26 protein-coding genes are annotated in these 24,503 nt (G+C 72.0%); 20 read left to right on the top strand and 6 right to left on the bottom strand.

The genetic code is table 11. The features are described 5' to 3' along the window. Positions 1-26: 26 nt before the first annotated feature. Both ABZT17_RS25450 and ABZT17_RS25445 read right to left on the bottom strand, forming a co-directional pair. On the bottom strand, positions 27-500 hold the full coding sequence (locus ABZT17_RS25450; protein ID WP_356351894.1) for an indole-3-glycerol phosphate synthase: 474 nt from the start codon (positions 498-500) through the stop codon (positions 27-29). Positions 501-633: 133 nt separating this feature from the next. Next, a complete protein-coding gene (locus ABZT17_RS25445) occupies positions 634-1,425 on the bottom strand; it encodes a pyrimidine reductase family protein (protein WP_356351893.1) in 792 nt (263 codons plus the stop codon). On the opposite strand from ABZT17_RS25445, the gene zapE reads away from it, so the two are divergent. The 15 genes from zapE to ABZT17_RS25370 all read left to right on the top strand — a co-directional run bounded on the left by zapE (position 1,424) and on the right by ABZT17_RS25370 (position 15,490). After that, complete coding sequence (gene zapE / locus ABZT17_RS25440) at positions 1,424-2,575, top strand: cell division protein ZapE (protein ID WP_356351892.1); 1,152 nt, start codon at positions 1,424-1,426, stop codon at positions 2,573-2,575. The genes ABZT17_RS25445 and zapE overlap by 2 nt on opposite strands. Before the next feature lie 154 nt (positions 2,576-2,729). Beyond that, the gene (locus ABZT17_RS25435; RefSeq protein ID WP_356351891.1) at positions 2,730-3,122 is read left to right on the top strand and encodes a hypothetical protein; all 393 of its coding nucleotides are present in this window, start codon (positions 2,730-2,732) and stop codon (positions 3,120-3,122) included. Positions 3,123-3,200: 78 nt separating this feature from the next. Then, complete coding sequence (locus ABZT17_RS25430; RefSeq protein ID WP_356351890.1) at positions 3,201-3,779, top strand: carbonic anhydrase; 579 nt, start codon at positions 3,201-3,203, stop codon at positions 3,777-3,779. 8 nt (positions 3,780-3,787) lie between these two features. Then, positions 3,788-5,296: a SulP family inorganic anion transporter gene (locus ABZT17_RS25425; RefSeq protein WP_356351889.1), complete on the top strand. Its 1,509-nt coding sequence runs from the start codon at positions 3,788-3,790 to the stop codon at positions 5,294-5,296. Between the two features lie 105 nt (positions 5,297-5,401). Then, positions 5,402-6,211 carry a slipin family protein gene (locus tag ABZT17_RS25420; RefSeq protein ID WP_356351888.1) on the top strand — a complete coding sequence of 270 codons (810 nt, stop codon included), beginning with the start codon at positions 5,402-5,404 and terminating at the stop codon, positions 6,209-6,211. 41 nt (positions 6,212-6,252) lie between these two features. Then, positions 6,253-6,804: a YbhB/YbcL family Raf kinase inhibitor-like protein gene (locus ABZT17_RS25415; RefSeq protein WP_356351887.1), complete on the top strand. Its 552-nt coding sequence runs from the start codon at positions 6,253-6,255 to the stop codon at positions 6,802-6,804. Between the two features lie 16 nt (positions 6,805-6,820). Beyond that, entirely contained in the window at positions 6,821-7,690 is an 870-nt protein-coding gene (locus ABZT17_RS25410; RefSeq protein WP_356351886.1) for a PPK2 family polyphosphate kinase, read from the top strand. Between the two features lie 59 nt (positions 7,691-7,749). Further along, complete coding sequence (locus ABZT17_RS25405; protein ID WP_356351885.1) at positions 7,750-8,601, top strand: polysaccharide deacetylase family protein; 852 nt, start codon at positions 7,750-7,752, stop codon at positions 8,599-8,601. Between the two features lie 9 nt (positions 8,602-8,610). Then, the gene (locus tag ABZT17_RS25400; RefSeq protein ID WP_356351884.1) at positions 8,611-8,754 is read left to right on the top strand and encodes a hypothetical protein; all 144 of its coding nucleotides are present in this window, start codon (positions 8,611-8,613) and stop codon (positions 8,752-8,754) included. Positions 8,755-8,795: 41 nt separating this feature from the next. Beyond that, the gene (locus ABZT17_RS25395) at positions 8,796-9,512 is read left to right on the top strand and encodes an aminoacyl-tRNA hydrolase (RefSeq protein ID WP_356351883.1); all 717 of its coding nucleotides are present in this window, start codon (positions 8,796-8,798) and stop codon (positions 9,510-9,512) included. Between the two features lie 134 nt (positions 9,513-9,646). After that, positions 9,647-10,438 (top strand): DUF4142 domain-containing protein, encoded by a 792-nt coding sequence (locus tag ABZT17_RS25390; protein WP_356351882.1) that lies wholly within the window; start codon positions 9,647-9,649, stop codon positions 10,436-10,438. A 170-nt stretch (positions 10,439-10,608) separates the two neighbouring features. After that, a complete protein-coding gene (locus ABZT17_RS25385; protein ID WP_356351881.1) occupies positions 10,609-11,949 on the top strand; it encodes a DUF692 domain-containing protein in 1,341 nt (446 codons plus the stop codon). A 132-nt stretch (positions 11,950-12,081) separates the two neighbouring features. Further along, complete coding sequence (locus ABZT17_RS25380; protein WP_356351880.1) at positions 12,082-12,855, top strand: DUF4142 domain-containing protein; 774 nt, start codon at positions 12,082-12,084, stop codon at positions 12,853-12,855. Between the two features lie 144 nt (positions 12,856-12,999). Further along, complete coding sequence (locus ABZT17_RS25375; RefSeq protein WP_356351879.1) at positions 13,000-13,758, top strand: TIGR04222 domain-containing membrane protein; 759 nt, start codon at positions 13,000-13,002, stop codon at positions 13,756-13,758. A 154-nt stretch (positions 13,759-13,912) separates the two neighbouring features. After that, positions 13,913-15,490 carry an alpha/beta hydrolase gene (locus ABZT17_RS25370; RefSeq protein WP_356351878.1) on the top strand — a complete coding sequence of 526 codons (1,578 nt, stop codon included), beginning with the start codon at positions 13,913-13,915 and terminating at the stop codon, positions 15,488-15,490. A gap of 21 nt (positions 15,491-15,511) precedes the next feature. On the opposite strand, the gene hemQ is transcribed toward ABZT17_RS25370, so the two are convergent. Then, complete coding sequence (hemQ, locus tag ABZT17_RS25365) at positions 15,512-16,243, bottom strand: hydrogen peroxide-dependent heme synthase (RefSeq protein WP_356351877.1); 732 nt, start codon at positions 16,241-16,243, stop codon at positions 15,512-15,514. Between the two features lie 5 nt (positions 16,244-16,248). Further along, entirely contained in the window at positions 16,249-17,724 is a 1,476-nt protein-coding gene (gene hemG / locus ABZT17_RS25360) for a protoporphyrinogen oxidase (RefSeq protein ID WP_356351876.1), read from the bottom strand. A gap of 158 nt (positions 17,725-17,882) precedes the next feature. Here hemG and ABZT17_RS25355 point away from each other — a divergent pair, with 158 nt between their 5' ends. Together ABZT17_RS25355 and ABZT17_RS25350 are read left to right on the top strand one after the other, a co-directional pair. Then, on the top strand, positions 17,883-18,779 hold the full coding sequence (locus ABZT17_RS25355; RefSeq protein ID WP_356351875.1) for a DUF4349 domain-containing protein: 897 nt from the start codon (positions 17,883-17,885) through the stop codon (positions 18,777-18,779). A gap of 27 nt (positions 18,780-18,806) precedes the next feature. After that, positions 18,807-20,195 (top strand): FAD-dependent oxidoreductase, encoded by a 1,389-nt coding sequence (locus tag ABZT17_RS25350; protein WP_356351874.1) that lies wholly within the window; start codon positions 18,807-18,809, stop codon positions 20,193-20,195. A 108-nt stretch (positions 20,196-20,303) separates the two neighbouring features. Here ABZT17_RS25350 and ABZT17_RS25345 read toward each other — a convergent pair whose 3' ends face one another. Then, positions 20,304-20,630, bottom strand: a complete 327-nt coding sequence (locus ABZT17_RS25345) for a hypothetical protein (RefSeq protein ID WP_356351873.1) — start codon at positions 20,628-20,630, stop codon at positions 20,304-20,306. 139 nt (positions 20,631-20,769) lie between these two features. Between ABZT17_RS25345 and ABZT17_RS25340 the strand changes: the two genes are divergently transcribed. Then, complete coding sequence (locus tag ABZT17_RS25340) at positions 20,770-21,597, top strand: rhomboid family intramembrane serine protease (RefSeq protein ID WP_356351872.1); 828 nt, start codon at positions 20,770-20,772, stop codon at positions 21,595-21,597. A 7-nt stretch (positions 21,598-21,604) separates the two neighbouring features. Here ABZT17_RS25340 and hemE read toward each other — a convergent pair whose 3' ends face one another. Then, positions 21,605-22,660, bottom strand: coding sequence for a uroporphyrinogen decarboxylase (gene hemE, locus ABZT17_RS25335; protein WP_356351871.1), 1,056 nt, complete (start codon positions 22,658-22,660; stop codon positions 21,605-21,607). Between the two features lie 110 nt (positions 22,661-22,770). Here hemE and ABZT17_RS25330 point away from each other — a divergent pair, with 110 nt between their 5' ends. Then, positions 22,771-23,442 carry a DUF3000 domain-containing protein gene (locus ABZT17_RS25330; protein ID WP_356351870.1) on the top strand — a complete coding sequence of 224 codons (672 nt, stop codon included), beginning with the start codon at positions 22,771-22,773 and terminating at the stop codon, positions 23,440-23,442. A gap of 247 nt (positions 23,443-23,689) precedes the next feature. Then, entirely contained in the window at positions 23,690-24,349 is a 660-nt protein-coding gene (locus tag ABZT17_RS25325) for a response regulator transcription factor (protein WP_356351869.1), read from the top strand. Positions 24,350-24,503 lie beyond the last annotated feature (154 nt).

Here is a 24,503-nt window from a genome sequence, read left to right as displayed (position 1 = left end):
GCGGTGCGAGCGTGTGCCGGGCCAGCCTATGCCTTGCTGTGGGAGAACAGTTTCAGCACCGGAACACCCACCTTGTGCCGCGCCCGGGACGCCCAGTCGCGGTGGAAGAACTCCTCCACGTAGTGCGGATCGGTCAGCACGATCACCTCGTCGGCGTCGATCTCGTCCACCAGGGCCTTCAGGGCGTCCAGCGGATGGTCCTCGATCAACCGCCCCTCGGCCTCGCTCCCGGCGGCCCGCAGCGCCTGCAGCGACACCTCCAGGGCCCGCTCCCCGAAGTCCTTCGCGGCCTCCCCCTCGGGCACCTCGCGCTCGCGGGCCACCTCGTCCAGCTCTCCGAGCGCGACGTCGTCGATGGCCCGCAGCAGGCGGTCCGCCTGATCGCCGCGCGGCTGGAGCAGTACGTGGAAGGACACCTGCTCGTCCCCGTGCAGCCCGGTGACGAACTCCACGTCCGCGGACGTCAGGGCCTTCTCGATCATCAAAACGCTTGTGAACACCGGGCGCCCCTTCTGAGGAAACCATCCTGCCCCGAGCTGTCGCGGGGACTGCGAGAGCTAGTTTGCCCGCCGAAAGCTAAGCGGAATGGTAAATTCCGCCGATTTCGGGACCGTCGGTACCGCTGAACGAATTTCAAGTCCGCTGGTAGCGGCCGAACAGAAACCCCTCCTCCTCCAGGAGGGAGACCAGTGAGAACCGTTGTGGAACCGGAACCGACGGCCCCCCCGCGATGCGCTGCGCGTCCCCCGCGGTGAGCATCGGGGACACCGTCACACACAGCTCGTCGAGCACACCGGCGGCCACCAGCTGCCCGAGCAGCCGCGGCCCGCCCTCGGTGAGCAGCCGTGTGTGTCCGAGCCCGCCGAGCGCCTGTACGGCCCGTGCGGGCTCCACGCCCATCCCGTCCCCGGCGATCACGACCCGCACGCCCGCCTTGTACGCGGCGGCGATCCGGTCCGGCGCCGCCGCCGCTCCGGTGAGGATCACCGTCGGCACCTCGGGCGAGCTGAACAGCGGCAGCGAGAAGTCCAGGTCCAGGCTCGCGCTGACCACGGCGATCGCCGGCACCGGGGTCTGTCCGGCCGCCTCCCGCGCCGCCGCGAACTCCGCACGCGCGCGTGCCGGGCGGTACCCCTCCTGCCGTACCGTTTCCGCGCCCACCACCACGACATCCGCGAGCCCGCGCAGCGTCCCGAAGATCCGCATGTCGGTCGCGTTGGAGATCGGCTGCGACTTGCCGTCGTGCTGGGCGGCCCCGTCGAGTGTGGAGACCATGTTGGCCCGCAGCCAGGGCACGGGCGGGCCGCCGGCGTCCGGCTCGGGATAGGCGTAGGCGGCGGCCAGCTCGGTGGGACTCCATTCACGGCCGTCCTCGGCGGAAGCTTCGGTCACTGTCTGGTCGGTCACAGGGAACAGGCGTCGCATGTCGAGCAGTGTTCCACGACGCTTAGCATGGGTAACCGTGTCGTCCTCCCCTTCCGCATCCGCTCCCGGTCTCGACCCGATAGCCGACGCGGCCCCGCTGTCCCTGTGCGAGCGTGCACCGCACGTCCCCGCGGACCGCCTGGTGGCCGAGATGGTGCCGCCGCCGCGCTTCGACTCGGTCCGTTTCAGCACGTACCTACCGGACCCGAACCAGCCCAGCCAGACCGAGGCGGTCGGCGTCCTGGAGGGCTTCGCGGCCGGCCTCGGCGGAGCGCACGCCGTCGGGGGCCGCGGGCGCGGCTTCCTGGGCTTCGGGAAGGCCAGGGCGCCGAAGACCCCGGCCGGCCCCCGCGGTGTCTACCTCGACGGCGGCTACGGCGTCGGCAAGACCCATCTGCTGGCCTCCCTGTGGCACGCCACCCCGGCCGAGCCGGCGCTCAAGGCGTTCGGCACCTTCGTGGAGCTGACCAACCTGGTCGGCGCCCTCGGCTTCCAGCAGACCGTGCAGACGCTGCGAGGTCATCGCCTGCTGTGCATCGACGAGTTCGAGCTGGACGACCCCGGGGACACCGTCCTCGTGTCGACCCTGCTGGGCAAACTGGTCGACGCGGGCGTCGCGCTCGCCGCCACCTCCAACACGCTGCCCGGCAAGCTCGGCGAGGGCCGTTTCGCGGCGGCCGACTTCCTGCGCGAGATCCAGGGCCTGTCCGCCCATTTCCGCGCGCTGCGCATCGACGGCGAGGACTACCGCCACCGCGGTCTGCCCGAGGCACCGGCGCCGTACTCGGACGAAGAGGTCACCAAGGCGGCGTACGCCACCCCGGGCGCCTCGCTCGACGACTTCCCGCACCTTCTCGGCCATCTGGCCAAGGTGCATCCCAGCCGCTACGGCGCCCTGACCGACGGACTGAGGGCGGTCTGCCTGACGGACGTCCGGCCCGTGCCCGACCAGTCCACCGCGCTGCGTCTCGTGGTCCTCGCGGACCGGCTCTACGACCGTGAAGTCCCCGTCCTGGCCTCGGGATCGGCCTTCGACAAGCTGTTCAGCGAGGAGATGCTGAACGGCGGCTACCGCAAGAAGTACTTCCGGGCGATCTCGCGGCTCACCGCGCTGGCCCGGGACGGCGAGCGCCTGGTGCGGGGCGACTAGTTCAGGCCACCCCACCACCGCATTTCAGGCTCTCTTCAGCTCGAAACGTCGAGTTAACCCTGCAAACAACTTCGCACGGTTAACCTGCTTCTTGACCAACGATTGACCAGCCGTTGGCTCGTTCGAGAGGTTCGAACTGACCGGAGGGGGGCGCATGTTCCGACGTGAGACGGCCAGGACCCTGCTCGCGCTCCTCGCCGCCGCACTGCTCGCCCTCCAGTTCTTCGCACCTACGGAGTCCTTCGCAGCCGCGCACACGGTCCGTCAGGTCGAGGCCAAGGCCCAGCCCGGAATCACACCCTCGGGCAAGGCACTGCGCGACCAGCTGGCGACCCACCGTCACTGCGACGGCTCCCGGGGCCCCACCGGCCCCCTGCGCACCCGCGACCGGCAGCGCTCGGCCGACTCCGCTCCCGAGGGTCCCGAGCGCGGTCTGCCGATCGCGGACCCCGCGGCCGCCCGGAAGCCGGCCGCGCCCCGCGCGCCGCGCGTGCCGAGACCCTCGACCGCGCACTCCCCAGCAGCACTTCAGGTCTTCCGCTGCTGACAGCAGAGCAGTTCCCCCCACCTCTGTCCTGCCCACACCGACGCGCCGTCGAGGCGCGCCAGGAGGAGTCACCACATCATGCAGCCCCTCATCGACAACGCCCGCATGTTCGGACAAAGCCCTGAGGAGTTCGCCAAACTCGCCGAAGGCCAGTCCCCGCAGGTGCTCTTCATCACCTGCTCCGACTCCAGGGTCGTCCCGGCCCTGATCACCGGCGCCCGCCCGGGCGAGCTCTTCGAGCTGCGCACCGCGGGCAACATCGTCCCCCCGTACGCCTCCGAGCACCCCACCAGCGAGGCGTGCACCATCGAGTACGCCGTGGAGGTCCTCGGCGTCCGTGACATCGTGGTCTGCGGCCACTCGCACTGCGGCGCCGTGGGCGCACTGGTGCGCGGCGACGATCTCGACGCCGTCCCCGCCGTCCGCGACTGGCTCTCCCACGCCACCCCGAGGCCGCAGGGGGCGGCCGAGGACCCGGCGGTCGCCGAGGGCGTCCAGAGCCACGTCCTGACGCAGTTGCTGAGGCTGCGCTCGTACCCGTACATCGACAAGAAGCTGAAGGACGGTCAGCTGACCCTGCACGCCTGGTTCTACGAGGTCCACACGGGCGCCGTCCTGGCGCACGACCCCGCCTCCGACGCGTTCAAGGGGCTGTGAGCGACGCGATGACCACTGCGATCTTGCGAAACCCTCATCTGCGGCAGGACTTCGCCGCCTCGCTCGTCGTGTTCCTGGTCGCGCTCCCGCTGTGCGTGGGCGTGGCCGTCGCCTCCGGTGTCCCGGCCGAACTGGGCCTGGTCACCGGCATCGTGGGCGGCATCGTCACCGGTCTGATGCGCGGCAGCAGTCTGCAGGTCTCCGGGCCCGCGGCGGGTCTCACCGTGCTGGTCTTCGAGGCCGTGCGGGAGTTCGGGCTGCCGGCGCTCGGCGTGATCGTGCTCACCACCGGTGTGCTCCAGATCCTGATGGGCGCCCTGAAGCTGGGGCGCTGGTTCCGGGCCATCTCCGTCTCGGTGGTCGAGGGCATGCTGGCCGGCATCGGTCTCGTGCTGATCGCCGGGCAGCTGTACGCGATGGCGGACGCCGGGGCGCCCGCCTCGGGCCTCGCGAAGATAGCCGGGCTGCCCGGCGCGCTGATCGAAGCGCTCGGGCAGACGGACGCGCTCGCCTCCCTGGCGCTCGGCGCCGGCACCATCGCCGTCCTCGTGTTCTGGAAGCGGATGCCGAAGCGGGTGCGCGCGGTCCCCGGACCGCTCGCGGCCGTCGGCCTCGCGACCCTCGCCGCGCTCGCCTTCTCCCTGCCGGTCGCGACCGTCGAGGTGCAGGGCCTGCTCGGCTCCGTCCAGCCGCCCTCCCTCAGCTCCTTCGGCGAGTTGGCGAGCGTCGGTCTGATCGGCACGGTCGTCGCGTTCACGCTGATCGCGTCGGCCGAGTCGCTGTTCAGCGCGGCGGCCGTGGACCGGATGCACGACGGTCCGCGCACCGAGTACGACAGGGAACTGGTGGCCCAGGGCGCGGGCAACGCGATCTGTGGTGTCCTCGGCGCCCTGCCGATGACCGCCGTGATCGTCCGCAGCGCGGCCAACGTCCAGGCGGGCGCGAGGACCAAGGCGTCCCGGGTGATGCACGGCGTGTGGCTGCTGCTGTTCGCCGCCCTGCTGCCGGGTGTGCTGGCCTACATCCCGATCCCGGCGCTCGCCGGCATCCTGGTCCACTCGGGCGCCAAGCTGATCCCCGTGCGCGGGATCGTGTCGCTGTGGCGCGAGCACCGCGGCGAGGCGCTGATCCTGGTGGTCACCGCCGTGTCGATCGTCGCGGTCAGCATGTTCGAGGGCGTCCTGATCGGTCTGGCGCTCGCCGTCGCGAAGACCGCCTGGGAGGCCTCGCACATCAGGCTGGAGGTCATCGACAAGGGCGCGGGCCCCGTCCAGGCGTATCTGTCGGGCAACGCGACCTTCCTGCGGCTGCCGAAGATCCTCGACAGCCTGGAGGCGCTGCCCCAGGACCGCCCGGTGGAGCTGGACCTCTCGGGTCTGCACCACCTGGACCACGCCTGCCGTACGGCCCTGGAGAACTGGGCCGAGCGGCACAGCGCGGTGGGCACCGAGCCGGTGCGGGTGACCGCTGAGCCGGAGCGGCCGGCCGCCCGGACGGAGCGCGCCGACGCGGCCTGACCCTTCGCCCGGTGCCCGGTCCTGAGCCCGTCGTGGCCCCGGACCGGGCACCGGGCATATCGTTGCAGGAGCGGACATAAGGGGCCTCGTAGCGAGGGGGTCGTCATGCTTCCTGAGCTGGTGACAGCGGCCGTGCTGGCCGGTTCCGCCGGGCTCGTCTACCTCGCCGCGGCGGCGAAGGTGGTCAAGCAGTACGAGCGCGGTGTGGTCTTCCGCCTGGGACGGCTCGCCGGTGCCGCGCGTGAGCCGGGGTTCACGATGATCGTCCCGTTCGTGGACCGGCTGAGCAAGGTCAACATGCAGATCGTCACGCTGCCGGTCCCGGCCCAGGAGGGCATCACCCGGGACAATGTGACGGTGCGTGTGGACGCCGTCGTCTACTTCAAGGTCGTCGACGCGGCGGCCGCGCTCGTCAATGTCGAGGACTACAAGTTCGCCGTCTCCCAGATGGCGCAGACCTCGCTGCGCTCCATCATCGGCAAGAGCGACCTGGACGACCTGCTCTCCAACCGCGAGAAGCTCAACCAGGGCCTGGAGCTGATGATCGACAGCCCGGCCATCGGCTGGGGTGTCCAGATCGACCGCGTCGAGATCAAGGACGTCTCCCTGCCGGACACCATGAAGCGCTCCATGGCTCGCCAGGCCGAGGCCGACCGCGAGCGCCGCGCCCGCATCATCAACGCGGACGCCGAACTCCAGGCCTCCAAGAAGCTCGCGGAGGCGGCCGAGCAGATGTCCGAACAGCCGGCCGCGCTCCAGTTGCGGCTGCTGCAGACGGTCGTCGCGGTGGCCGCCGAGAAGAACTCGACGCTGGTGCTGCCTTTCCCGGTGGAGCTGCTGCGCTTCCTGGAGAGGGCGCAGGAACACCAGGAGCACCCGCCGGACCATCGGCACGACCACGAGATCGAGAAGTGACGCCGTAGCGGGGGCGCGGGGGCGCGACTAGCGTTCCGCTCATGGACCGCAGGCTCGCGATCGTGGCCGGCGTGGCGGTGACGCTGCTCGCGTCGGGCTGCGGGGACACCGGCGGGTCCGCCGCGCCCGCCACCGGCGCCGCGCACCGCCTCACCGTGTCGAGCCCCGCCTTCACCGACGGCGGCACGATCCCGCGCCGCTACACCTGCGACGGCGCGGACGCCTCCCCGCCGCTCGCCTTCTCCGGCCTCCCCGCCACGGCGACCACCCTGGCGCTCCTGGTCGAGGACCCCGACGCCCCGCACGGCACCTTCACCCACTGGCTGCTGTGGAACGCGCCGGCGCGCCAGACGGCCTGGCCGGCCGGCCAGGCACCCCGCAAGGCCACCCAGGGACGCAACGGCTTCGAGAAGACCGGCTACGGCGGCCCCTGCCCGCCCAAGGGCGCCGCACCCCACCACTACGTCTTCTCGGTCTACGCCACCGACCGCGCCCTGGACCTGCCCGCCACCACCTCACCGGACGGCCTCAGGCGCGCCCTCTCCGGCCACACCCTGGCCTCGGGCACCCTGACCGGGCGTTACGGCCGCTGACCGGAAGGAACCTCCCGTGGGGAAACGCAAGAAACCGAACAGGGCGACAGACCTGCGCCGGCTGCTGCGCGTCCCTTCGGACGAGCGGATCGACCTCGCCGCCCGCGACCCCCGGGCCGTTCCCACGGGCCCCGGGCACAAGTCGGCGGGCCGGGACGCCACCGCCCGTCTGGGCAGACGTCTCGCCGGCCTCCAGGAGCGCCTCTGGGCGGCGGGCACCACGGGCGACCGCCGCCGCGTCCTGCTGGTGCTGCAGGGCATGGACACCAGCGGCAAGGGCGGCACGGTCAAGCACGTCATCGGGATGCTCGACCCGGCCGGCTGCCGGGTGACCGGCTTCACGGCGCCGACCCCCGAGGAGCGGGAGCACCACTTCCTGTGGCGCGTCGAGAGGGAACTCCCCCGCCCGGGCGAGATCGGCGCCTTCGACCGCTCCCACTACGAGGACGTCCTCGTGCCCCGAGTGCGGGGCCTGGTCCCACCGGAGGAGATCGAAGCCCGCTACGAGGAGATCAACCGCTTCGAACAGCGCCTGACCGACGACCGGGTGACGGTCCTCAAGTGCTTCCTGCACATCTCCTACGAGGAGCAGCGCCGCCGTCTGCTCAGACGCCTCGACCGCCCCCACAAGCGCTGGAAGTTCAGCCCCGGGGACATCGACGACCGCGCGCTGTGGCCGGCGTACCAGGAGGCGTACGAGATCGCCCTGCACCGCTGCTCGACCCCGAACGCCCCCTGGTACGTGATCCCGGCGGACCGCAAGTGGTACCGCGACTGGGCGGTCGCCCGGCTGCTCCTGGAACATCTGGAGGCGCTCGATCCGCGGTATCCGGAACCGGACTACGACCTGGAGACTTGCCGGGAGCGACTGCTGAAGGGTGCGTGATGACCGGCAGAGGTGCGGCGGTCCTAATTTAGGACAATCGCCACCATTATCTTCATACGGTGATCATTCGAGTACGCCACGCAGCCGTCGTCTGTGCGCTCGGCGCCGCGCTCACCGCCTGCGGTGCCCCCGCCGCTACCCACGCCGCCCGTCCGGCCCCCACGGCGACCACCGCCGCCCCGTCCGAGGCCCCGACCCTCGCCCCCGGTCCCGCCGGCCTCACCCCCGTCTTCAGGAACGGCCCCCGGGGCTACGGCAGGACGGTCGCGCTCACCTTCGACGCCGACATGACCGCCGACGAGGGCGCTCGGGCCGCTCGCGGTGAACGCTTCGACAATCCGCGGCTCATCGCCGCGCTCCGGGCGCTGAAGGTGCCGGCGACCGTGTTCATGACGGGGCGATGGGCCGAGGAGTACCCGGTCCAGGCCCGCTCCATCGACCGGGACCCGCTCTTCGAGATCGCCAACCACTCCTACAGCCACTACGCCTTCACCGGTGACTGCTACGGCCTGCCGACCGTCGCCCCGGACCGGATGCGGTCGGAGGTGGAGCGCACGTACCAGGCGTTCCGCAAGGCCGGTGTCACGGACGCGATGCCGTACTTCCGCTTCCCGGGCGGGTGTTACGACCGCGAGGCCCTCAAGGCGCTGACCCCGACCGGGGTCACCGCCGTGCAGTGGGACGTGGTGAGCGGGGACGCGTTCGCGACGGACGCGGACGCGGTGGCCCGGCAGGTGCTGGAGGGGGTGCGGCCGGGATCGGTCGTCGTCATGCACTGCACCCGCAGCGCCGCCCCGGCGACCGAGCGCGCGGTGCGGACGATCGTGCCGGAGCTGCGGAAGAAGGGATACCGGTTCGTGAAGGTGTCCGAACTGATCGGCGCCACGGACGCACATCGCCGGCCCGCCTAGGCTGGGGGCATGAGCGAGGACACCACCGGACAGGCGCACGCGGAGTGTGTGCTGTGCCGGGAGCCCACGGAGTACCCGGAGTCGCACAAGGGGATCACGCTGTGCCCGGTCTGCGAGTGGCAGGAGGCACAGCGGACCGCTTGTTCCGGATGACCGGCGGGCGCGGTGCGCCGCGCCCCTTAGGGTGGGCGTCTGTGAGCCATGTTCCAGCCGCCACCGGTGACAGTCCCTTCCAGTCCGAGCGCACCGCCCGTGACGAGGCGCCGCAGTTCGTCCTGCCGCTCGTCGTGCGGATCGAGAAGACGGCGCCGCCCGCGCGGACCGACGCTCTCGAGACCGCCGCCCGGGCCGTGCTCGTGATGCTCGCCGACGAGCGGTCCGTCGGGGACGGGGAGTGGGCCGGGGCCATGCGGGACTGGCAGGACGCCCGGATCCGGAAGGTCGTGCGGCGGGCCCGGGGGGCCGAGTGGCGGCGGGCCGGGGAGCTGGACGGGATCACCGTGACCGGGAAGTCGGCCGAGGTGCGGGTGTTCGTGCCGGTGCCGCTGGACGGGTGGCCGAAGGAGCTGGCCAGGCTGCAGGTGTCGGGGACGGATCTCGACGATCCCGAGGCGCCCGCGCCCGTCGAGCCGGGGACGCCCGTGCTGTGGCTGAACCCCGAGCTCGACATGTCGGCCGGCAAGGCGATGGCCCAGGCCGGGCACGGTGCCCAACTGGCCTGGTGGGAGCTGTCGGACGAGGAGCGGGCCGCGTGGCGCGACGCGGGTTTCCCGCTCGCCGTACGGACCGCCGAGGCGGGGCGCTGGGGCGAACTGACCGCCGGCGGGCTGCCGTTGGTGCGTGACGCCGGCTTCACGGAGATCGCGCCCGGTTCCTGCACGGTGGTCGCCGAGCACCCGGCACTGCGGTGACTTTGCCCGCCCTTTAGTTCTTTACCTTTTGTTTGAACAACGCGTTCCTCCCGCGCGTACCTCCTGGCACCGGCGCCCAGCAGTCACCAAGTACCAAGCACCGACGATCAGTTGGTTTCACCCGGGAGGCACCCTTGCGTGTGCGGATCAACGGTACGGCCTTTCTCATCGCGGCCCTTGTCGCCACCCTCGGCGCACTCGCGTTCCCCGTCTGGTCGTACGCCGACCGGTCGGGCACCGGTCAGGCGAACGTGGCGGCGGGGACCGTCAACACCCAGTGGGGTCCGCTGACCGCCTCCGACCGCGATCTGATCGTGCGGGTGCGGCTGGCCGGGCTGTGGGAGCTGCCGGCCGGACAGCAGGCCATCGAGCGGGCGCCCAGCGAGGCGATCAAGGAGGCGGGCGACCATCTCATCGTCGGTCACACCGACCTCGACAAGCGGGTGCGGATCGTCGCGGCCCAGCTGGGCGTGGAGCTGCCGAACCAGCCCAACGAGCAGCAGCAGGGGTGGCTGCAGGAGATGTCGGCGGCGACCGGCGCGGAGTACGAGTACAAGTTCGTGAACCTGCTGCGGTCCGCACACGGCAAGATCTTCCCGGCCATCGGCACGGTCCGGAACACCACCCGCAACACCCTCGTACGGCAGCTGGCCTCGGACGCCAACCAGACCGTGCTCGACCACATCACGATCCTGGAGAAGACGGGCCGGGTCGACTTCGACGCCATCGCCAACGACGCGGTCGCCGGCAGCACGGCCAGCCCGACGGGCCCGGCGGCCCCGGTGCCCGGCCAGGTGGTGCCCTCCGCGCCGGTCGCCGAGGCCGGCGGGAACGTACGGACGACGTCCCGTCCCTCGCCGGGCGCGCCGGGCACGGTCAACACGGGACGGCCGGATCCGGTGGACACGGCGGGCGTGCTGCGGTGAAGCGGGCGCGGCCGCCGGCCGCGGGGTCCCACGGATCCGAGGGGTCCGAGGGGTCCGAGGGGTCCGAACCTCAAATGTTGCTCTGAAGGAGGCCGACGGGAGGTTCGGTTCCGGCCTCCGGGGCCATACCCCCGTCACGTTCTTCGAGGAGACCGGGGGGGGGAAGGACCATGGAGCGACTGGGGACGGGCATCGGATGGCGGCCGGAGATCGCCGAGGCCGTGGAGCGGATGCCGGGCGTCGACTGGGTCGAGGCGGTGGCCGAGAACATCTGTCCCGGCCACCTTCCCGAGTCGCTGGAGCGGCTGCGGGCCCGCGGGGTGACCGTGGTCCCGCACGGTGTCTCGCTCGGCCTGGGAGGTGCGGAGCGGCCCGACGCCGGGCGCCTGGCGGCGCTGGCCGAGCGGGCCGAGGCGCTGGGCGCTCCGCTGGTCACCGAGCACATCGCGTTCGTACGGGCGGGCGGGCCGCTCACCGCGTCCCCGCCGCTGGAGGCCGGGCATCTGCTGCCCGTCCCGCGCACCCGGGACGCCCTCGACGTGCTGTGCGAGAACGTCCGGATCGCCCAGGACGCGCTGCCGGTGCCGCTCGCGGTCGAGAACATCGCCGCGCTGTTCTCCTGGCCGGGCGAGGAGATGACCGAGGGCCAGTTCCTGTACGACCTCGTCGACCGCACCGGCGTCCAGCTCCTCGTCGACGTGGCCAACCTGCACACCAACCACGTCAACCGCGGCGAGGACCCGGCCAAGGCGCTCGCCGAGCTTCCCGTGGAGGCCATCGCCTACGTCCATGTCGCCGGCGGCTTCGAACGCGACGGCGTCTGGCACGACAGCCACGCCCACCCGGTCCCCCCGGCGGTCCTCGACATCCTGACCGACCTCACCTCCCGCGTCTCGCCCCCGGGTGTCCTGCTGGAGAGAGACGAGGACTTTCCCACCGAGGCGGAACTGGAGGCAGAGCTGCGGGCGATCCGGGCGGCGCTGAAGAGGGGCGCGTCGCAGCGGAGAACGACGGAACGCGGGCCCCTGGAGGCGGGGGCACCGGGACCCGGCCCGGACCCGGTGCCCGTCTTCTGCGCCGGTCCGGTCCCGGCGCCCGCAACCGACACCGCCCCAGCCCGTCAGCGGGTCGCTCTTGGGCAGGTCTCCTTGCTTTCCGCGCTGGTCGGGGGCACTCCTGTGCCCGAAGGGTTCGATCGGGGGCGGGTGGGGGTGCAGGGTCGGGCGCTGGTCGGGAAGCGGGCCGGTGTGGTGGGGAAGGTCGCGCCCGAGTTGCCGGCGCTGCTCGGCCAGGCGTATCGAGAAGCCTTCCTCGCGTACGCGCACGGGCGTCCCATGACCGGTGGCTACCGGCGGGACGCGCTGGACTTCGCCGAGTACCTGCTGCTGTCCGGCCGGCTCGAAGAGGGGCGGACCCGGCGGGAGGTGCGGGCGTGGTGGCTGGAGCGGTCGGGACCGGCGCCGCGCTCGCGGGTGGCGAGGGCCGCACGGAGGATGCTGCCGCTCCGCTGAGCGGACGCGGGCGGTGCGCGGGAGTGTGCCGGGAGTAACACCCCGGGCACCCGGTTCGAACAGCACTCCCGAGTAACATGCGAATCCCGCACCCGAAACCGACCAGCGTGCGGTGCCGTACCAGGAGGCACCATGCGACCGCGACCACCCCTGAAGGGTCGAGGCATCATCAGTGGCACCGGTGTCATCATCACCGGCCTGCTGGCGACCCTGCTCGCTCTGATCTTCCCGATCTGGTCCTACGCCGACCGTTCGGGCACCGGCGTGGACGTGCTCAACGCCCAGACGGTGTCGACGAGTTACGGCCCGCTGTCCGCCCTGGACCGCGAGTTCGTCACCAAGGTCAGACTGGCCGGGCTGTGGGAGCTGCCCGCCGGCCAGCAGGCGGAGCAGAAGGGCACCACCGAGGCCGTACGGATCGCGGGACAGCACCTGGTCGAGGGACACACCTTCCTGGACCAGCGGGTGCGGGACGTCGCCGCCAAGCTCGGACTCCAACTGCCCAACCAGCCGAGCGACCAGCAGAAGCAGTGGCTGACCACGCTCAGCGCGGCGCAGGGCACGGACTACGACCGGGACTTCGTGAACATCGCGCGCCTCGCGCACGGCAAGGTGTTCTCGCTCGTCGCCCAGGTGCGCGCCACCACCCGCAACTCGCTGGTGCGTTCACTCGCCGACGACGCGAACACGACCGTGCTGGACCACATCAAGGTCCTGGAGGCCACCGGATACGTCGACTGGGACGCGCTGGCCCAGGACATGGCCTCCGGAAGCACTCCCCCGCTCGTCAACTCCCCGGCCCCGCCCGGCCCCACGACCGACACCGGCCCGGCCGCCCCGGTCGCACCGTCCGCCTCGCCGACCTACGCGCTCCCGCCGGCCGCGTCCAGTCCGCCGCCGCAGTAACCGTATCCATGACCGCAGCCGCCACCGCGACCCTCACGTAGCGGCACACTTCCGGACAAGTGGAACGTCACATACCGACAACACTCCGTCCGGATTGTGAACAGGGCATGGCGTTCCCTCAGTCGTTTGGCATAGAAACGCGGCATGTTCTGGGTCCTTCTCCTGCTGCTGGCCTGGGCCGTCGCGGGCACCGCGTGCACCCGGCTGTGCCTGGCCGCCGCCCGCACCGCGGCCGACGACACGGATGCGTCCCAGCACGATCTGACGCTCTACGAGGCCGCGTTCCTGTCCGGCGGACCTCGCCGGGTCGCCGATCTGACCATGGTCTCCATGGCCCGGCAGCGACGGCTGCTGCTCGCCCACACCGGCTGGGCGACGGTGGTCGACCCGCGCGGGCGCGACGAGATCGAGCGGTCGGTCATAGGCGCCATCGGACCCGAGGGGCAGAACCGTATCGCCCCGGTCCGGGCCGCCGCGGCCTCCGCCGACGCCGTCGGCGACCTCGGCGACCGGCTGGTCAGCGCCGGTCTCGCCGTCCCCGCCGGCGTCCGGACCACGGTCGCGTCCGGGGTGCGCCAGGTGCGGCTCGCCGCGCTCACCGTCCTCGCGCTGGGCGCGGCCGCACTGCTGATCCCCGCCCAGCCGGACATGTCACGCGGCCTGGTGGCCCTGTGGTTCGCGCTCCCCCTGGCCCTGACGCTGAGCTGTCTGGCCATCGCCCGGGTCGAGGTCCACCCGTACTCCCGCTGGGCCTCCCCGGCCGGCCAGCGCCTGCTGGGCACCCTCGCCCGGCGCACCGGCGGCGACGACCGCACCTACCTCACGACCGTCGCCGTACGAGGTGTCCGCGCGATCGGCGAACCGGACCTGCGGGCCGCGTTCACCCACCGGGACCAGGTCTAGGGCTGACCTAACGCACGGACCCGCCCTGGCGTGAACCGCACGCCGGGGGCGCACAGGGGTCATTGGGGCCGACACCGCCGGGGCGGTGCTTGCCTTCGCCGACAGTCGAACGAAACATCCCTTTTGTCGCCGCCGTGCATCGAAGGGATACGCGATGAGAGCAGCCGCCCTCTACTCGGCCGCCGGATCCTTGCTCCTGACCACCCTCGCCGCGGCGCCGGCCGACGGCACACCCGCCCGTCCCGGGCTCGCCGAGCGGGCCGGTACGGCGATCGCCGCCGCGCACGCCCGGTTGGCCGGCGTCGACTTCGGCACCTGCTCCGACGCCCAGGACATGCCGGGCACCCTGGAGTGCGGCACGGTGTCCGTCCCGCTCGACTACGCCCAGCCGAACGGCAAGCAGATCAAGCTGACGGTCAGCCGGGTGCCGGCCACGCACAAGGACCCGCACAACAGCAAGCGTCGGGTGCCCCGGCAGGGCGCGCTGGTCTTCAACCCGGGCGGGCCCGGCGGCGACGGCCTGTACTTCCCGCTGATCGGGTTCATGCCGCAGTGGAAGCGGATCGCCGCCGCCTACGACCTGGTCGGCTACTCCCCGCGCGGCGTCGGCCGTTCCGCGCCGCTGTCCTGCCAGGACCCCGCGCACTTCTTCAAGGGGCCGCGGCCCTCGCCGACGCACCCCTCGGAGTCGTACAAGAAGGAACGCATCGCCGAGGCCAAGGCGTACGCGCGCGGGTGCGCGCGGCGGGCCGGGAGCGCGCTGCGGTACTACAACTCGCTCAACAACGCGCGTGACCTGGATGTCCTCAGGGCCGCGCTGGGCGAGGACAGGCTGACGTTCATGGGGGCGTCGTACGGAACCTACTTCGGGGCGGTGTACGCGTCGCTGTTCCCCTCGCATGTGCGGCGGATGGTGTTCGACTCGGCGGTGAACCCCGATCCGGAACAGGTCTGGTACCGCGACAACCTCGGGCAGTCGGCGGCGTTCGAGGGGCGCTGGGCGGACTTCCGGGAGTGGATCGCCGAGCATGACGACGTGTACGGGCTGGGGCGGACGGCGGCGGCCGTACAGCGGAGCTACGAGAAGGCGAGCGCGCGGCTGGCCGCCGCGCCGGCCGGCGGGAAGGTGGGGCCGGGGCAGTTGCAGGGGGCGTTTCTGACCGCGGGGTACTACGACGACTACTGGCCGCAGCGGGCGCAGGCGCTGTCCGCGTATCTGAAGGGGGACCCGAAGCCGCTGGTCGAACAGGCGGGGCCCGTCCGGGAGGCGGCGGCGGAGGCGGAGAACTCCAGCGCGGTGTACACGGCGGTCGAGTGCAACGACGCCTCCTGGCCGACGGACTGGCGGGTGTGGGACCGGGACAACACCCGGCTGGCCCGGGTGGCGCCGTTCGAGACCTGGGAGAACGTGTGGATGAACCTGCCCTGCGCGTACTGGCCGACGCCGCGTCAGCGGCCGGTCGATGTGCGGACCGGTCCCGGTGAGCTGCCGCCGACGCTGATCCTCGCCGCCGAGCGGGACGCGGCCGCGCCGTACGAGGGGGCGCTGGAACTGAACCGGCGCTTGTCGGGGTCGGTGCTGGTGACCGAGCGGGACGCGGGGACGCACGGGATCGCCGGCGGGCCGAATCAGTGCGTCAACGCGTATCTGGACGCCTACCTGCTGGAAGGACGGTTGCCCGAGCGGCACGCGGGGTGCGCGGGGCACGCGGCCCCGAGCGCCTCGCGATGAGGCCCGCGTGCCGTAGGGGCGCTACGCCAGCCCGGCGACCAGTTCGGCGACGGACTTGCGGCGGCCCGTGTAGAACGGGACCTCCTCGCGGACGTGCCTGCGGGCCTCCGAGGCGCGCAGATGGCGCATGAGGTCGACGATCCGGTACAGCTCGTCGGCCTCGAAGGCGAGGATCCACTCGTAGTCGCCGAGCGAGAAGGAGGCGACCGTGTTGGCGCGGACGTCCGGGTAGCCGCGGGCCATCTTGCCGTGGTCGGCGAGCATACGGCGGCGGTCCTCGTCCGGGAGCAGGTACCAGTCGTACGACCGCACGAAGGGATAGACGCTGACATAGTCGCGCGGCGTCTCGTCGGCGAGGAACGCCGGGATGTGCGAGCGGTTGAACTCGGCGGGGCGGTGCAGCGCCATGTTCGACCAGACCGGCTCCAGTGCGCGGCCCAGCCTGGTGCGGCGGAAGAGGTTGTACGCCTCCTGCAGCTGGTCGCTGGTCTCCGCGTGCCACCAGATCATGAGATCGGCGTCGGCGCGCAGACCGGACACGTCGTAGGTGCCGCGGATCGTCACGTCCTTCGCGGCGAGCTGGTCGAACAGCTCCTGGACCTCGTCGGCGTAGCCCGCGCGGTCCTCGGGGAGGACGTCCTTCAGCTTGAAGACGGACCACAGGGTGTAGCGGATGACCTCGTTGAGGTCCTTGGCCAGCTTGCCCTTGTTGGGGATCCTGGCGGCCTCGGGGGTGGGGGCGTCGTCACTCATGGCCCTTATTCTCCTGCTCCGCCGTGCAGACTCTGCACCGGGTTGGCGGTGAGCTCCCGTACGGCGGCCAGGTCGCCGCCGATCTGGTCCACGGCCGCGTGGGCGCTCGCGATACAGGCCGGGATGCCGACCCCGTCGTACGGGGCGCCGCAGACGGCGAGGCCGGGCAGCTCGGCGACATGCTCGCGGATACGGGCCACGCGCGCGTGGTGGCCGACGGGGTACTGGGGCAGGCCGTCGTCCCAGCGGGTGACACGGGTGGCGACGGGCGTGGCGTCGAGGCCGGTGGCCTGACGAAGGTCGTGGCGGGAGACGTCCACCAGGTCGGCGTCCTCGCGCCGGAGGATCTCGGTCTCGCCGTAACGGCCGAGTGAGGTGCGCAGGACGACCAGGCCGGGGTTCTCGGCGGCGATCCAGCCCCACTTCTGCGAGGCGAACGTCGATGCCTTGATGGTCCTCCCGTCGACCGGTGGCACCAGGAAGCCGCTGCCCTCGGGCAGGGTGGTGTCGGCTCGGCGGTAGGCGAGGGTGACCAGGGCCATCGAGGCGTACTCGACGGTGGCGAGCTCGGTGGCGGCGGCGGGGGCCTCGGCGCGCAGGAGGGCGGCGGCGACGGGGGCGGGGACGGCGAGGACCACGGCGTCGGCGTGCAGGACCCGGTCCGCGGTGACGACACGCCAGGCCTGGGCCGCCCCGTCGGCCCTGTGCAGCTCACGGACCGGGGTACCGGTGAGGATCTCCCCGCCGCGTGCCCGCACGGCGTCCGCCACCGCGAGGGGCAGGGTGCCGACGCCGCCCTCGATGCCCATGAACACCGGCCCGGTCTGCCCGCCGGCCGCCATCTTCGCCTGGAGGTCGCGGACGCCCTCGGTGAGCGAGGTGTGGGTGCGGGCGATCTGGAAGAGCTGCGGGACCGCCGAGCGCATCGAGATGCGGTAGGCGTCGCCCGCGTAGACGCCGCCGAGCAGGGGCTCGACCAGGCGGTCGACGACCTCGCGGCCCAGACGGGCCGCCACGAACTCCCCCACCGCCACGTCGTCGCCGATCTCGGTACGGGGCAGGTCGGCATCGCGCTCGATACGGGCGAGACCCTCGTCGGACAGAACGCCGGTCAGCGCGGCCGCGGTGCCGGGGACGCCCATGACATGGCCCTTGGGCATCGGGCGCAGCGCGCCGCGGGTCCACAGGGACGCCGACGCGGTGGCCGGCGGCTGGAGCCGGTCCGTGAGGCCGACCTCGCGGGCCAGGGCGACCGCCTCCGGTCTGCGGGCCAGCATCGACTCGGCCCCGAGGTCCACCCGGACGCCCTCGATCTCGCCGGGCAGCAGCTTGCCGCCGACCCGGTCCGAGGCCTCCAGCACGGTCACCCGCGCACCCCGCTCCAGCAGCCGGTGCGCGGCGGCGAGCCCCGCGACACCGGCGCCGACGACGACTGCCCGACCGACCCGGCCCGGGTCCGTACGAGTCTCCACTTCGCGCATGTCACCAGCCTCTCAGACCCCACTGACAGCCCGGCCGCGGCCCAGTGTTCTTCACGAGTCCCGACCGTGACCGCATCGGGACACGGCGGTCCCAACGTCCTGGCCCCTCCCGGCGTCGAAGGAGCGTCAGTCGTCACCACCCTCGGGGGGACTCCCAGATGCGCGCACCACGTTCCGTACGAACCGTCCAGGCCCTGACCGGGCTCCTGCTGGCAGCGGCCCTGGCCCTGACCGGATGCAGCGCCGACGACACCGGCTCCGCAAGCTCCGCGGACGGCGCCGTGGCCAAGAGCGACGCCAAGGCGGCGGCACCCGGCGGCGCGAAGTACGCGGGCGGCGCCGGGGCGTCCGCGGCGCCCCGGCTGACCGCGAGCGACATCATCCGTACCGCCTCACTGACCGTGCAGGTCAAGGACGTGCCCAAGGCCCTCGACGAGGCCAGGACCACGGCCGAGAACGCGGGCGGCTATGTCGGCGACGAGACCACGACCCGGGACGCGAAGGGCCGCGAACGCACCCGGGTGGTGCTGCGCGTCCCGGTGGACAAGTACGACCAGGTCCTCGCCGACCTGCAGGGCGCGGGCAAGCTCCTCGACCGCACGGCGAAGGCCGAGGACGTCACCGGCCAGGTCGTCGACGTGGACAGCCGCGTCAAGTCGCAGCGGGTCAGCGTGGCCCGGGTCCGGGAGCTGATGGACAGGGCGACCAAGCTCAGCGATGTGGTCGAGCTGGAGGGCGAGTTGAGCAACCGGGAGGCCGACCTGGAGGCGCTGCTGGCCCAGCAGGCGGCCCTGAAGGACCGTACGAGCCTGGCCACCATCACCCTCTCGCTGTCCGAGACCCCGGTGGCGAAGACCGCCGGGCACGAGGAGACCGGGTTCGTGGACGCGCTGGCCGGCGGGTGGCACGCGTTCCTGACGATGCTGCGCTGGCTGGCGGTGGCGTTCGGCGCGGTGCTGCCCTTCGCCGCTGTGGCGGCCCTGCTGGCCCTGGCCTGGCTGCGGCTGGCCCGGCCCCGTCTGCCCGGCACCCGGGAGAAGGGCGAGCAGGACTGAAATGCCGGGTCCCCGTAGCGTGTTCACATGAGCATGAGCGCTGCGAGGGAACGACTGGTCGTGATCGGCGGCGACGCCGCGGGAATGTCCGCGGCGTCGCAGGCCCGCCGGCTGAGGGGCCCGGACGAGCTGGAGATCGTGGCGTTCGAGCGGGGTCACTTCACCTCGTACTCGGCGTGCGGGATCCCGTACTGGGTGGGCGGCGACGTCGACGAGCTGGACCGATTGATCGCCCGTACGCCCGAGGAGCACCGCGCGCGGGACATCGACCTGCGCATGGGGACCGAGGTCACCGGGATCGACGTGGCGGGCGGCCGGGTACGCGCGCGTGAGGTCGACTCCGGCGTGGAGTCCTGGACGTCGTACGACAAACTCGTGATCGCGACGGGCGCGCGCCCGATCCGCCCCGACATGCCGGGCGCCGACGCCCCGGGCGTGCACGGCGTGCAGACCCTCGACGACGGCCGGGCCCTGCTCGACTCGCTCACGCGCGCGCGTGGCCGTCGCGCGGTGGTCGTCGGCGCCGGTTACATCGGCGTCGAGATGGCTGAGGCGCTGATCAACCGCGGCTACGAGGTGACGGTCGTCAACCGCGGCAGCGAACCGATGTCCACGCTCGACCCGGACATGGGCCGCCTCGTGCACGAGGCAATGGAGGGCATGGGCATCACCATGGTCGACGACACCGAGGTCTCCAAGATCCTCACCGGTGAGGACGGGCGGGTCCGGGCGGTCGCCACGCAGGACGCCGAGTATCCGGCGGACGTGGTGGTCCTGGGCATCGGCGTACGCCCGCAGACGGCTCTGGCCGAGGAGGCCGGCCTTCCCCTGGGCGCCCACGGCGGGCTCCTGACCGACCTGGCCATGCGGGTCCGCGGCCACGAGAACATCTGGGCCGGCGGTGACTGCGTGGAGGTCCTGGACCTGGTCTCGGGCCAGGAGCGCCACATCGCCCTCGGCACCCACGCCAACAAGCACGGGCAGGTCATCGGTACGAACGTCGGCGGGGGGTACGCCACCTTCCCCGGCGTGGTCGGCACGGCGGTGAGCAAGGTCTGCGACCTGGAGATCGCCCGCACGGGTCTGCGGGAGAAGGACGCGCGCAGGGTCGGCCTGCAGTACGTGACCGTCACGATCGAGTCGACGAGCCGGGCCGGCTACTACCCCGGCGCGTCACCGATGACGGTGAAGATGCTCGCCGAGCGGCGCACAGGACGCCTGCTGGGCGTGCAGATCGTGGGCAGGGAGGGCGCGGGCAAGAGGGTCGACATCGCGGCGGTCGCCCTCACGGCCCGTATGACGGTCGAGCAGATGACGGCCCTGGACCTGGGTTACGCACCCCCGTTCAGCCCGGTCTGGGACCCGGTGCTGGTAGCGGCCCGCAAGGCCTCGGCCGCGGTGCGGAAGGGCTCCTAGCCCACTCCCAGCCCTTCGTGAGGAGCTGCCGGTCCTTCGTGTGGGGCGCGACCGGCCGCGGCTGGCCCGCGGCCGGAGACGCGCTCCCACGTCTGCGGCGAGAGTCCGTCAGGCGGACCCGTTGATCCGCTCGATCGCCTGCCGCGCCTGCTCCGCCGGAGGCCGGGGCGGCAGCGACGACACCGACGCCGTCGTCGTCACGGCCACCGGCTGCTCCCCGGCCGGCTTCGCGTGTGCCGCCGCCGGCCTGGTCGTACGGAGCCGGTTGCTCACCGCCTCGTCCAGCGTCACCGGCCGCTGCATCTGCAAGGCGAGCCGTCCCGCCTCCTGGCCCAGTCTGGCCACGTCCTCCCAGGGCAGCCGGATCACGAGGGCGATCTCCGCCTCACCGTCAGGTGTCGCCAGCATCGTAGGGGGAGTAACTCGGTCGTTCATCGCCTGTTCCTCACGTCGTTCCCGCGACCCGCCTTCCCCGGTCCGCGGGCGGTTGACCAGTCATACGCACACGCGCGTGCCCGCGTTCACACAGGGCACCGCACCGATTCACGGAGCCCATCGCGGGCACTAATCCCTTGTGGTCATCCCCGTCCATGACGTGAACCCCGTGCGCCGCACCCCCTGGGTGACGTATGCGCTCATCGCCGCGAACGTCTATGTCTTCCTGTCCACGCCCGGTATCGCCGGCTCCGTGGCGGGCGGCAGCGACCTGTCGCAGACGTGCCATCTGCAGGCGTTCCTGGATCACTACGCGGCGGTGCCGCGGGAGTTGATCCACCATCAGATGCCGCGGTTCGTCCCCACGGGCGACGTCGGCAGGGCCGCGAACGGCGGCCTCGGCTGTGTGCTGGCCCCGCCGGGCTACGACAAGAACCCGGTGGTCTCGGTCTTCACCGCGATGTTCCTGCACGGCAGCTGGCTGCACCTGCTGGGCAACATGCTGTTCCTGCTGATCTTCGGCAACAACGTCGAGGACCGCATGGGCCACATCCGCTTCACGCTGTTCTACGTCGTCTGCGGCTACGCGGCCTCGTACGGCTTCGCGCTCGTCAACGCCGACTCGGCCGACCCCCTGATCGGCGCCTCGGGTGCCATCGCGGGCGTGCTGGGCGCCTATCTGGTCCTGTATCCGAAGGCCAGGGTGTGGGTCCTGGTGCCGTTCCTGGTCTTCCTGCCGCTGCGGCTGCCGGCCTGGCTGGTGCTGGGCTTCTGGTTCGTGCTGCAGGCCGTGTACTCGTCCGGCGAGGGCGTCTCCGAGGCCGGCACGGTGGCGTACGCGGCGCATGTCGTCGGCTTCCTGGCCGGCATGGTCCTCGCCTGGCCGCTCAAGCCGGGCACGCCCCCGCCCCCGGAGCCGCGCGGCCTGCTGTTCGGCAGGCGGGCACGGCCCCGGCACACCTGGTGAGCGGCCCTTACCGGGCCGTCCGGGTGTGGACGTAGTCCACGAGCCGGGTCAGCGCGTCCGGGTCGGTGGACGGCATGACGCCGTGCCCGAGGTTGAAGACATGGCCCTCCAGACCGGCGGCCGCCTCCAGGACCTCGCGCGCCTTCTCCTCGACGGCCTCCGGGGTGGTGAACAGGATCGTCGGGTCGAGGTTGCCCTGCAGCGCCTTGCCGGGGCCGACCCGGCGGGCGGCCTCGTCCAGCGGGACACGCCAGTCGACACCCACGACGTCCGCGCCGACCTCGCCCATGAGCCTCAGCAGCTCGCCGGTGCCGACGCCGAAGTGGATGCGCGGGACGCCGTAGGACTCGACGGCCTTGAAGACCTTCGCGGACGACGGCATCACCGAGCGCTGATAGTCGGCGGGGGCGAGCGAGCCGACCCAGGAGTCGAAGACCTGGATCGCGGAGGCGCCGGCCTCGATCTGCACCTTGAGGAAGGCGGCCGTGATGTCCGCGAGGCGGTCGAGCAGGTCGGCCCAGAGCTCCGGGTCGCCGTACATCATCCCCTTGGCGTTCTCGTACGTGCGTGACGGGCCGCCCTCGACGAGGTAGCTCGCGAGGGTGAAAGGCGCGCCGGCGAAGCCGATGAGCGGGGTGGCGCCGAGCTCGCGGGTGAGCAGGCCGATCGCCTCGGTGACGTAGGAGACGTCCTCGGGGGTGAGATCACGCAGCTGCGCCAGGTCGGCGCGGGTACGGATCGGGTTCGCGACGACCGGGCCGACGCCCGGCTTGATGTCGAGGTCGATGCCGATGGCCTTGAGCGGGACGACGATGTCGCTGAAGTAGATCGCCGCGTCCACCTGGTGGCGGCGGACCGGCTGCAGGGTGATCTCGGTGATCAGCTCGGGGCGCGTGCAGGACTCGAGCATGGGGACGCCCTCGCGGACCTTGCGGTACTCCGGGAGCGAGCGGCCGGCCTGTCGCATGAACCAGACGGGGGTGTGCGGCACTGGTTCGCGTCGGCAGGCCTTGAGGAAGGCGGAGTCGTACGTCGCGGTCGGGGGCGTGTCGTTGGCGCTCACGGGGAAAGTCTCGCACGAGGTCCGGGGGCGGGATTCGGCGACGCCCACCCCGACGCCGGGCACGGGGTGTCAAGCCCCACGCCAGGCCACCGGTCCCCTAATCTTCCCGCATGGCTGCGGCTCAGGAACGACTGTCGGACGGCGCTGACGGAATGGACGACACCAAGGAGGGGGACCGGGGTGGGAGCGGTACGGCTCCGCCGGCCTTCCAGGCCGCGGTGCAAGCCCTGCGCAACAGTCGAGTGCGCCCGCAGATCGAGGTCGAGTCCACTCGTGCGCCCCAGCGCCTCGCCCCCTTCGCCTACGCGCTGGAAGCGGCCGTCGTCGACGGCGACCAGGATCTCGCCGACGGGCGGCTGGTGCTGCTGCACGACCCCGCCGGGCACGACGCCTGGCGCGGCACCTTCCGGCTGGTGACCCTGGTGCGGGCCGAGCTGGAACCGGAGATGGCGGCCGACCCGCTGCTGCCGGACGTGTGCTGGTCCTGGCTGACCGGCGCGCTGCAGGCGCGCGGACTGTCGTACGGCGAGCCGAGCGGCACCGTGACGCGCGCCAGTTCGCACTACTTCGGCGGGCTGTCCGAGCGGCCCGCGGCCTCGCAGATCGAGATCCGTGCGTCGTGGACGCCCCGCGAGGGGCTGGGCGGGGTCCCGGACGCGGCGGCCCACCTCGCCTCCTGGTGCGATCTGCTGGCGCAGGTCGCCGGTCTGCCGCCGGCCGGACCCGGCGACGCGTCCATCGTCACGCTGCCGCAGCGACGCGGCCCGCAGCAGTCGCGCTGACCACGCAAGTCCCGCCTGCGGGAGTCACACCCATGGGGGCCGTACTGACCGTCACTTTGTCGATACGGCCACTTTCAGTCAGGAACCAACCCTCGAACGAAGCGATTCGTTCACCGAACGATCGACCACGTGTCCGAATTGCACTGATTGTTACTCACTAAATCGTGATCTTTCTCTAAAGGACTCCAGGTTTGGTGCCGAAGACGACTGTGACCTTGGAAAGCCGTCCCGCCCCCCAGGAGGCCTGGTGTCCGTTCTCCTCGAGCAGCCCGCAAGCCTGGTCGCCTACCGCCCGAACAAGCCGACCGCCATGGTGGTCGTGGCCGACCCGCGCGTCCGCTCCACCGTCACCCGCCATCTGTGGGCGCTCGGTGTGCGCGACGTCATCGAGGCCTCGTCCATCGCCGAGGCTCGTCCCCGCATCGGCAACCCCCGCGACATCTGTGTCGCCGACGTCCACCTGCCCGACGGTTCGGGCCTCACGATCCTGTCCGAGACCCGCGCGGCGGGCTGGCCCAACGGCCTGGCCCTGTCCGCCGCCGACGACATCGGCGCCGTGCGCAACGCCCTCGCGGGCGGCGTCAAGGGCTACGTCGTCACCGGCACCCGTACGAACGTCGGGCTCCCCACCCGGCCCGGTGCCGCCCCCATCGGCTCCCGTGCCGCCATGCACCGCCGCCCCCCGGGCGCCCCGAGCCACCCGGGCGGCTACCGCGAGCTGTCCGGCCGTGAGGTCGAGGTGCTGCGGCTGGTCGCGGAGGGCCAGTCGAACAAGGCGATCGGCGTCTCGATGGGTCTGTCCGCGCTGACCGTCAAGAGCCACCTCGCCCGGATCGCCCGCAAGCTCGGCACGGGCGACCGGGCCGGGATGGTCGCGGTGGCCCTGCGGACCGGGATCATCCACTGAGGCGATACGCCTCTGTTCACGCACGTGAACCAGAGCTTTCGACCACCTGACTGGTTTACGACCCTCGGGCGCCTGCCGACGGAACGTTCCGTCGGGCCGCGGCCGCGGAGAAACGAGAACGCGGCGAAGTGTAAGACCCCCCCCAACGGAGAGA

The sequence above is a fragment of the Streptomyces sp. NPDC005648 genome, from assembly GCF_040605395.1.
Taxonomy (GTDB): Bacteria; Actinomycetota; Actinomycetes; order Streptomycetales; family Streptomycetaceae; genus Streptomyces.
This window is presented reverse-complemented; position numbering and strand designations above follow the sequence as displayed.

What these genes read in the sequence shown, in the direction of transcription:
- zapE (WP_356351892.1), top strand. Translation starts at nt 1,424, where the DNA reads ATGTCGAGCAGTGTTCCACGACGCTTAGCATGGGTAACCGTGTCGTCC.
- ABZT17_RS25445 (WP_356351893.1), bottom strand. Translation starts at nt 1,425, where the DNA reads ATGCGACGCCTGTTCCCTGTGACCGACCAGACAGTGACCGAAGCTTCC.
- ABZT17_RS25435 (WP_356351891.1), top strand. Translation starts at nt 2,730, where the DNA reads ATGTTCCGACGTGAGACGGCCAGGACCCTGCTCGCGCTCCTCGCCGCC.
- ABZT17_RS25430 (WP_356351890.1), top strand. Translation starts at nt 3,201, where the DNA reads ATGCAGCCCCTCATCGACAACGCCCGCATGTTCGGACAAAGCCCTGAG.
- ABZT17_RS25425 (WP_356351889.1), top strand. Translation starts at nt 3,788, where the DNA reads ATGACCACTGCGATCTTGCGAAACCCTCATCTGCGGCAGGACTTCGCC.
- ABZT17_RS25420 (WP_356351888.1), top strand. Translation starts at nt 5,402, where the DNA reads ATGCTTCCTGAGCTGGTGACAGCGGCCGTGCTGGCCGGTTCCGCCGGG.
- ABZT17_RS25415 (WP_356351887.1), top strand. Translation starts at nt 6,253, where the DNA reads ATGGACCGCAGGCTCGCGATCGTGGCCGGCGTGGCGGTGACGCTGCTC.
- ABZT17_RS25400 (WP_356351884.1), top strand. Translation starts at nt 8,611, where the DNA reads ATGAGCGAGGACACCACCGGACAGGCGCACGCGGAGTGTGTGCTGTGC.
- ABZT17_RS25385 (WP_356351881.1), top strand. Translation starts at nt 10,609, where the DNA reads ATGGAGCGACTGGGGACGGGCATCGGATGGCGGCCGGAGATCGCCGAG.
- ABZT17_RS25380 (WP_356351880.1), top strand. Translation starts at nt 12,082, where the DNA reads ATGCGACCGCGACCACCCCTGAAGGGTCGAGGCATCATCAGTGGCACC.
- ABZT17_RS25375 (WP_356351879.1), top strand. Translation starts at nt 13,000, where the DNA reads ATGTTCTGGGTCCTTCTCCTGCTGCTGGCCTGGGCCGTCGCGGGCACC.
- ABZT17_RS25370 (WP_356351878.1), top strand. Translation starts at nt 13,913, where the DNA reads ATGAGAGCAGCCGCCCTCTACTCGGCCGCCGGATCCTTGCTCCTGACC.
- hemQ (WP_356351877.1), bottom strand. Translation starts at nt 16,243, where the DNA reads ATGAGTGACGACGCCCCCACCCCCGAGGCCGCCAGGATCCCCAACAAG.
- hemG (WP_356351876.1), bottom strand. Translation starts at nt 17,724, where the DNA reads ATGCGCGAAGTGGAGACTCGTACGGACCCGGGCCGGGTCGGTCGGGCA.
- ABZT17_RS25355 (WP_356351875.1), top strand. Translation starts at nt 17,883, where the DNA reads ATGCGCGCACCACGTTCCGTACGAACCGTCCAGGCCCTGACCGGGCTC.
- ABZT17_RS25350 (WP_356351874.1), top strand. Translation starts at nt 18,807, where the DNA reads ATGAGCATGAGCGCTGCGAGGGAACGACTGGTCGTGATCGGCGGCGAC.
- ABZT17_RS25345 (WP_356351873.1), bottom strand. Translation starts at nt 20,630, where the DNA reads ATGAACGACCGAGTTACTCCCCCTACGATGCTGGCGACACCTGACGGT.
- ABZT17_RS25330 (WP_356351870.1), top strand. Translation starts at nt 22,771, where the DNA reads ATGGCTGCGGCTCAGGAACGACTGTCGGACGGCGCTGACGGAATGGAC.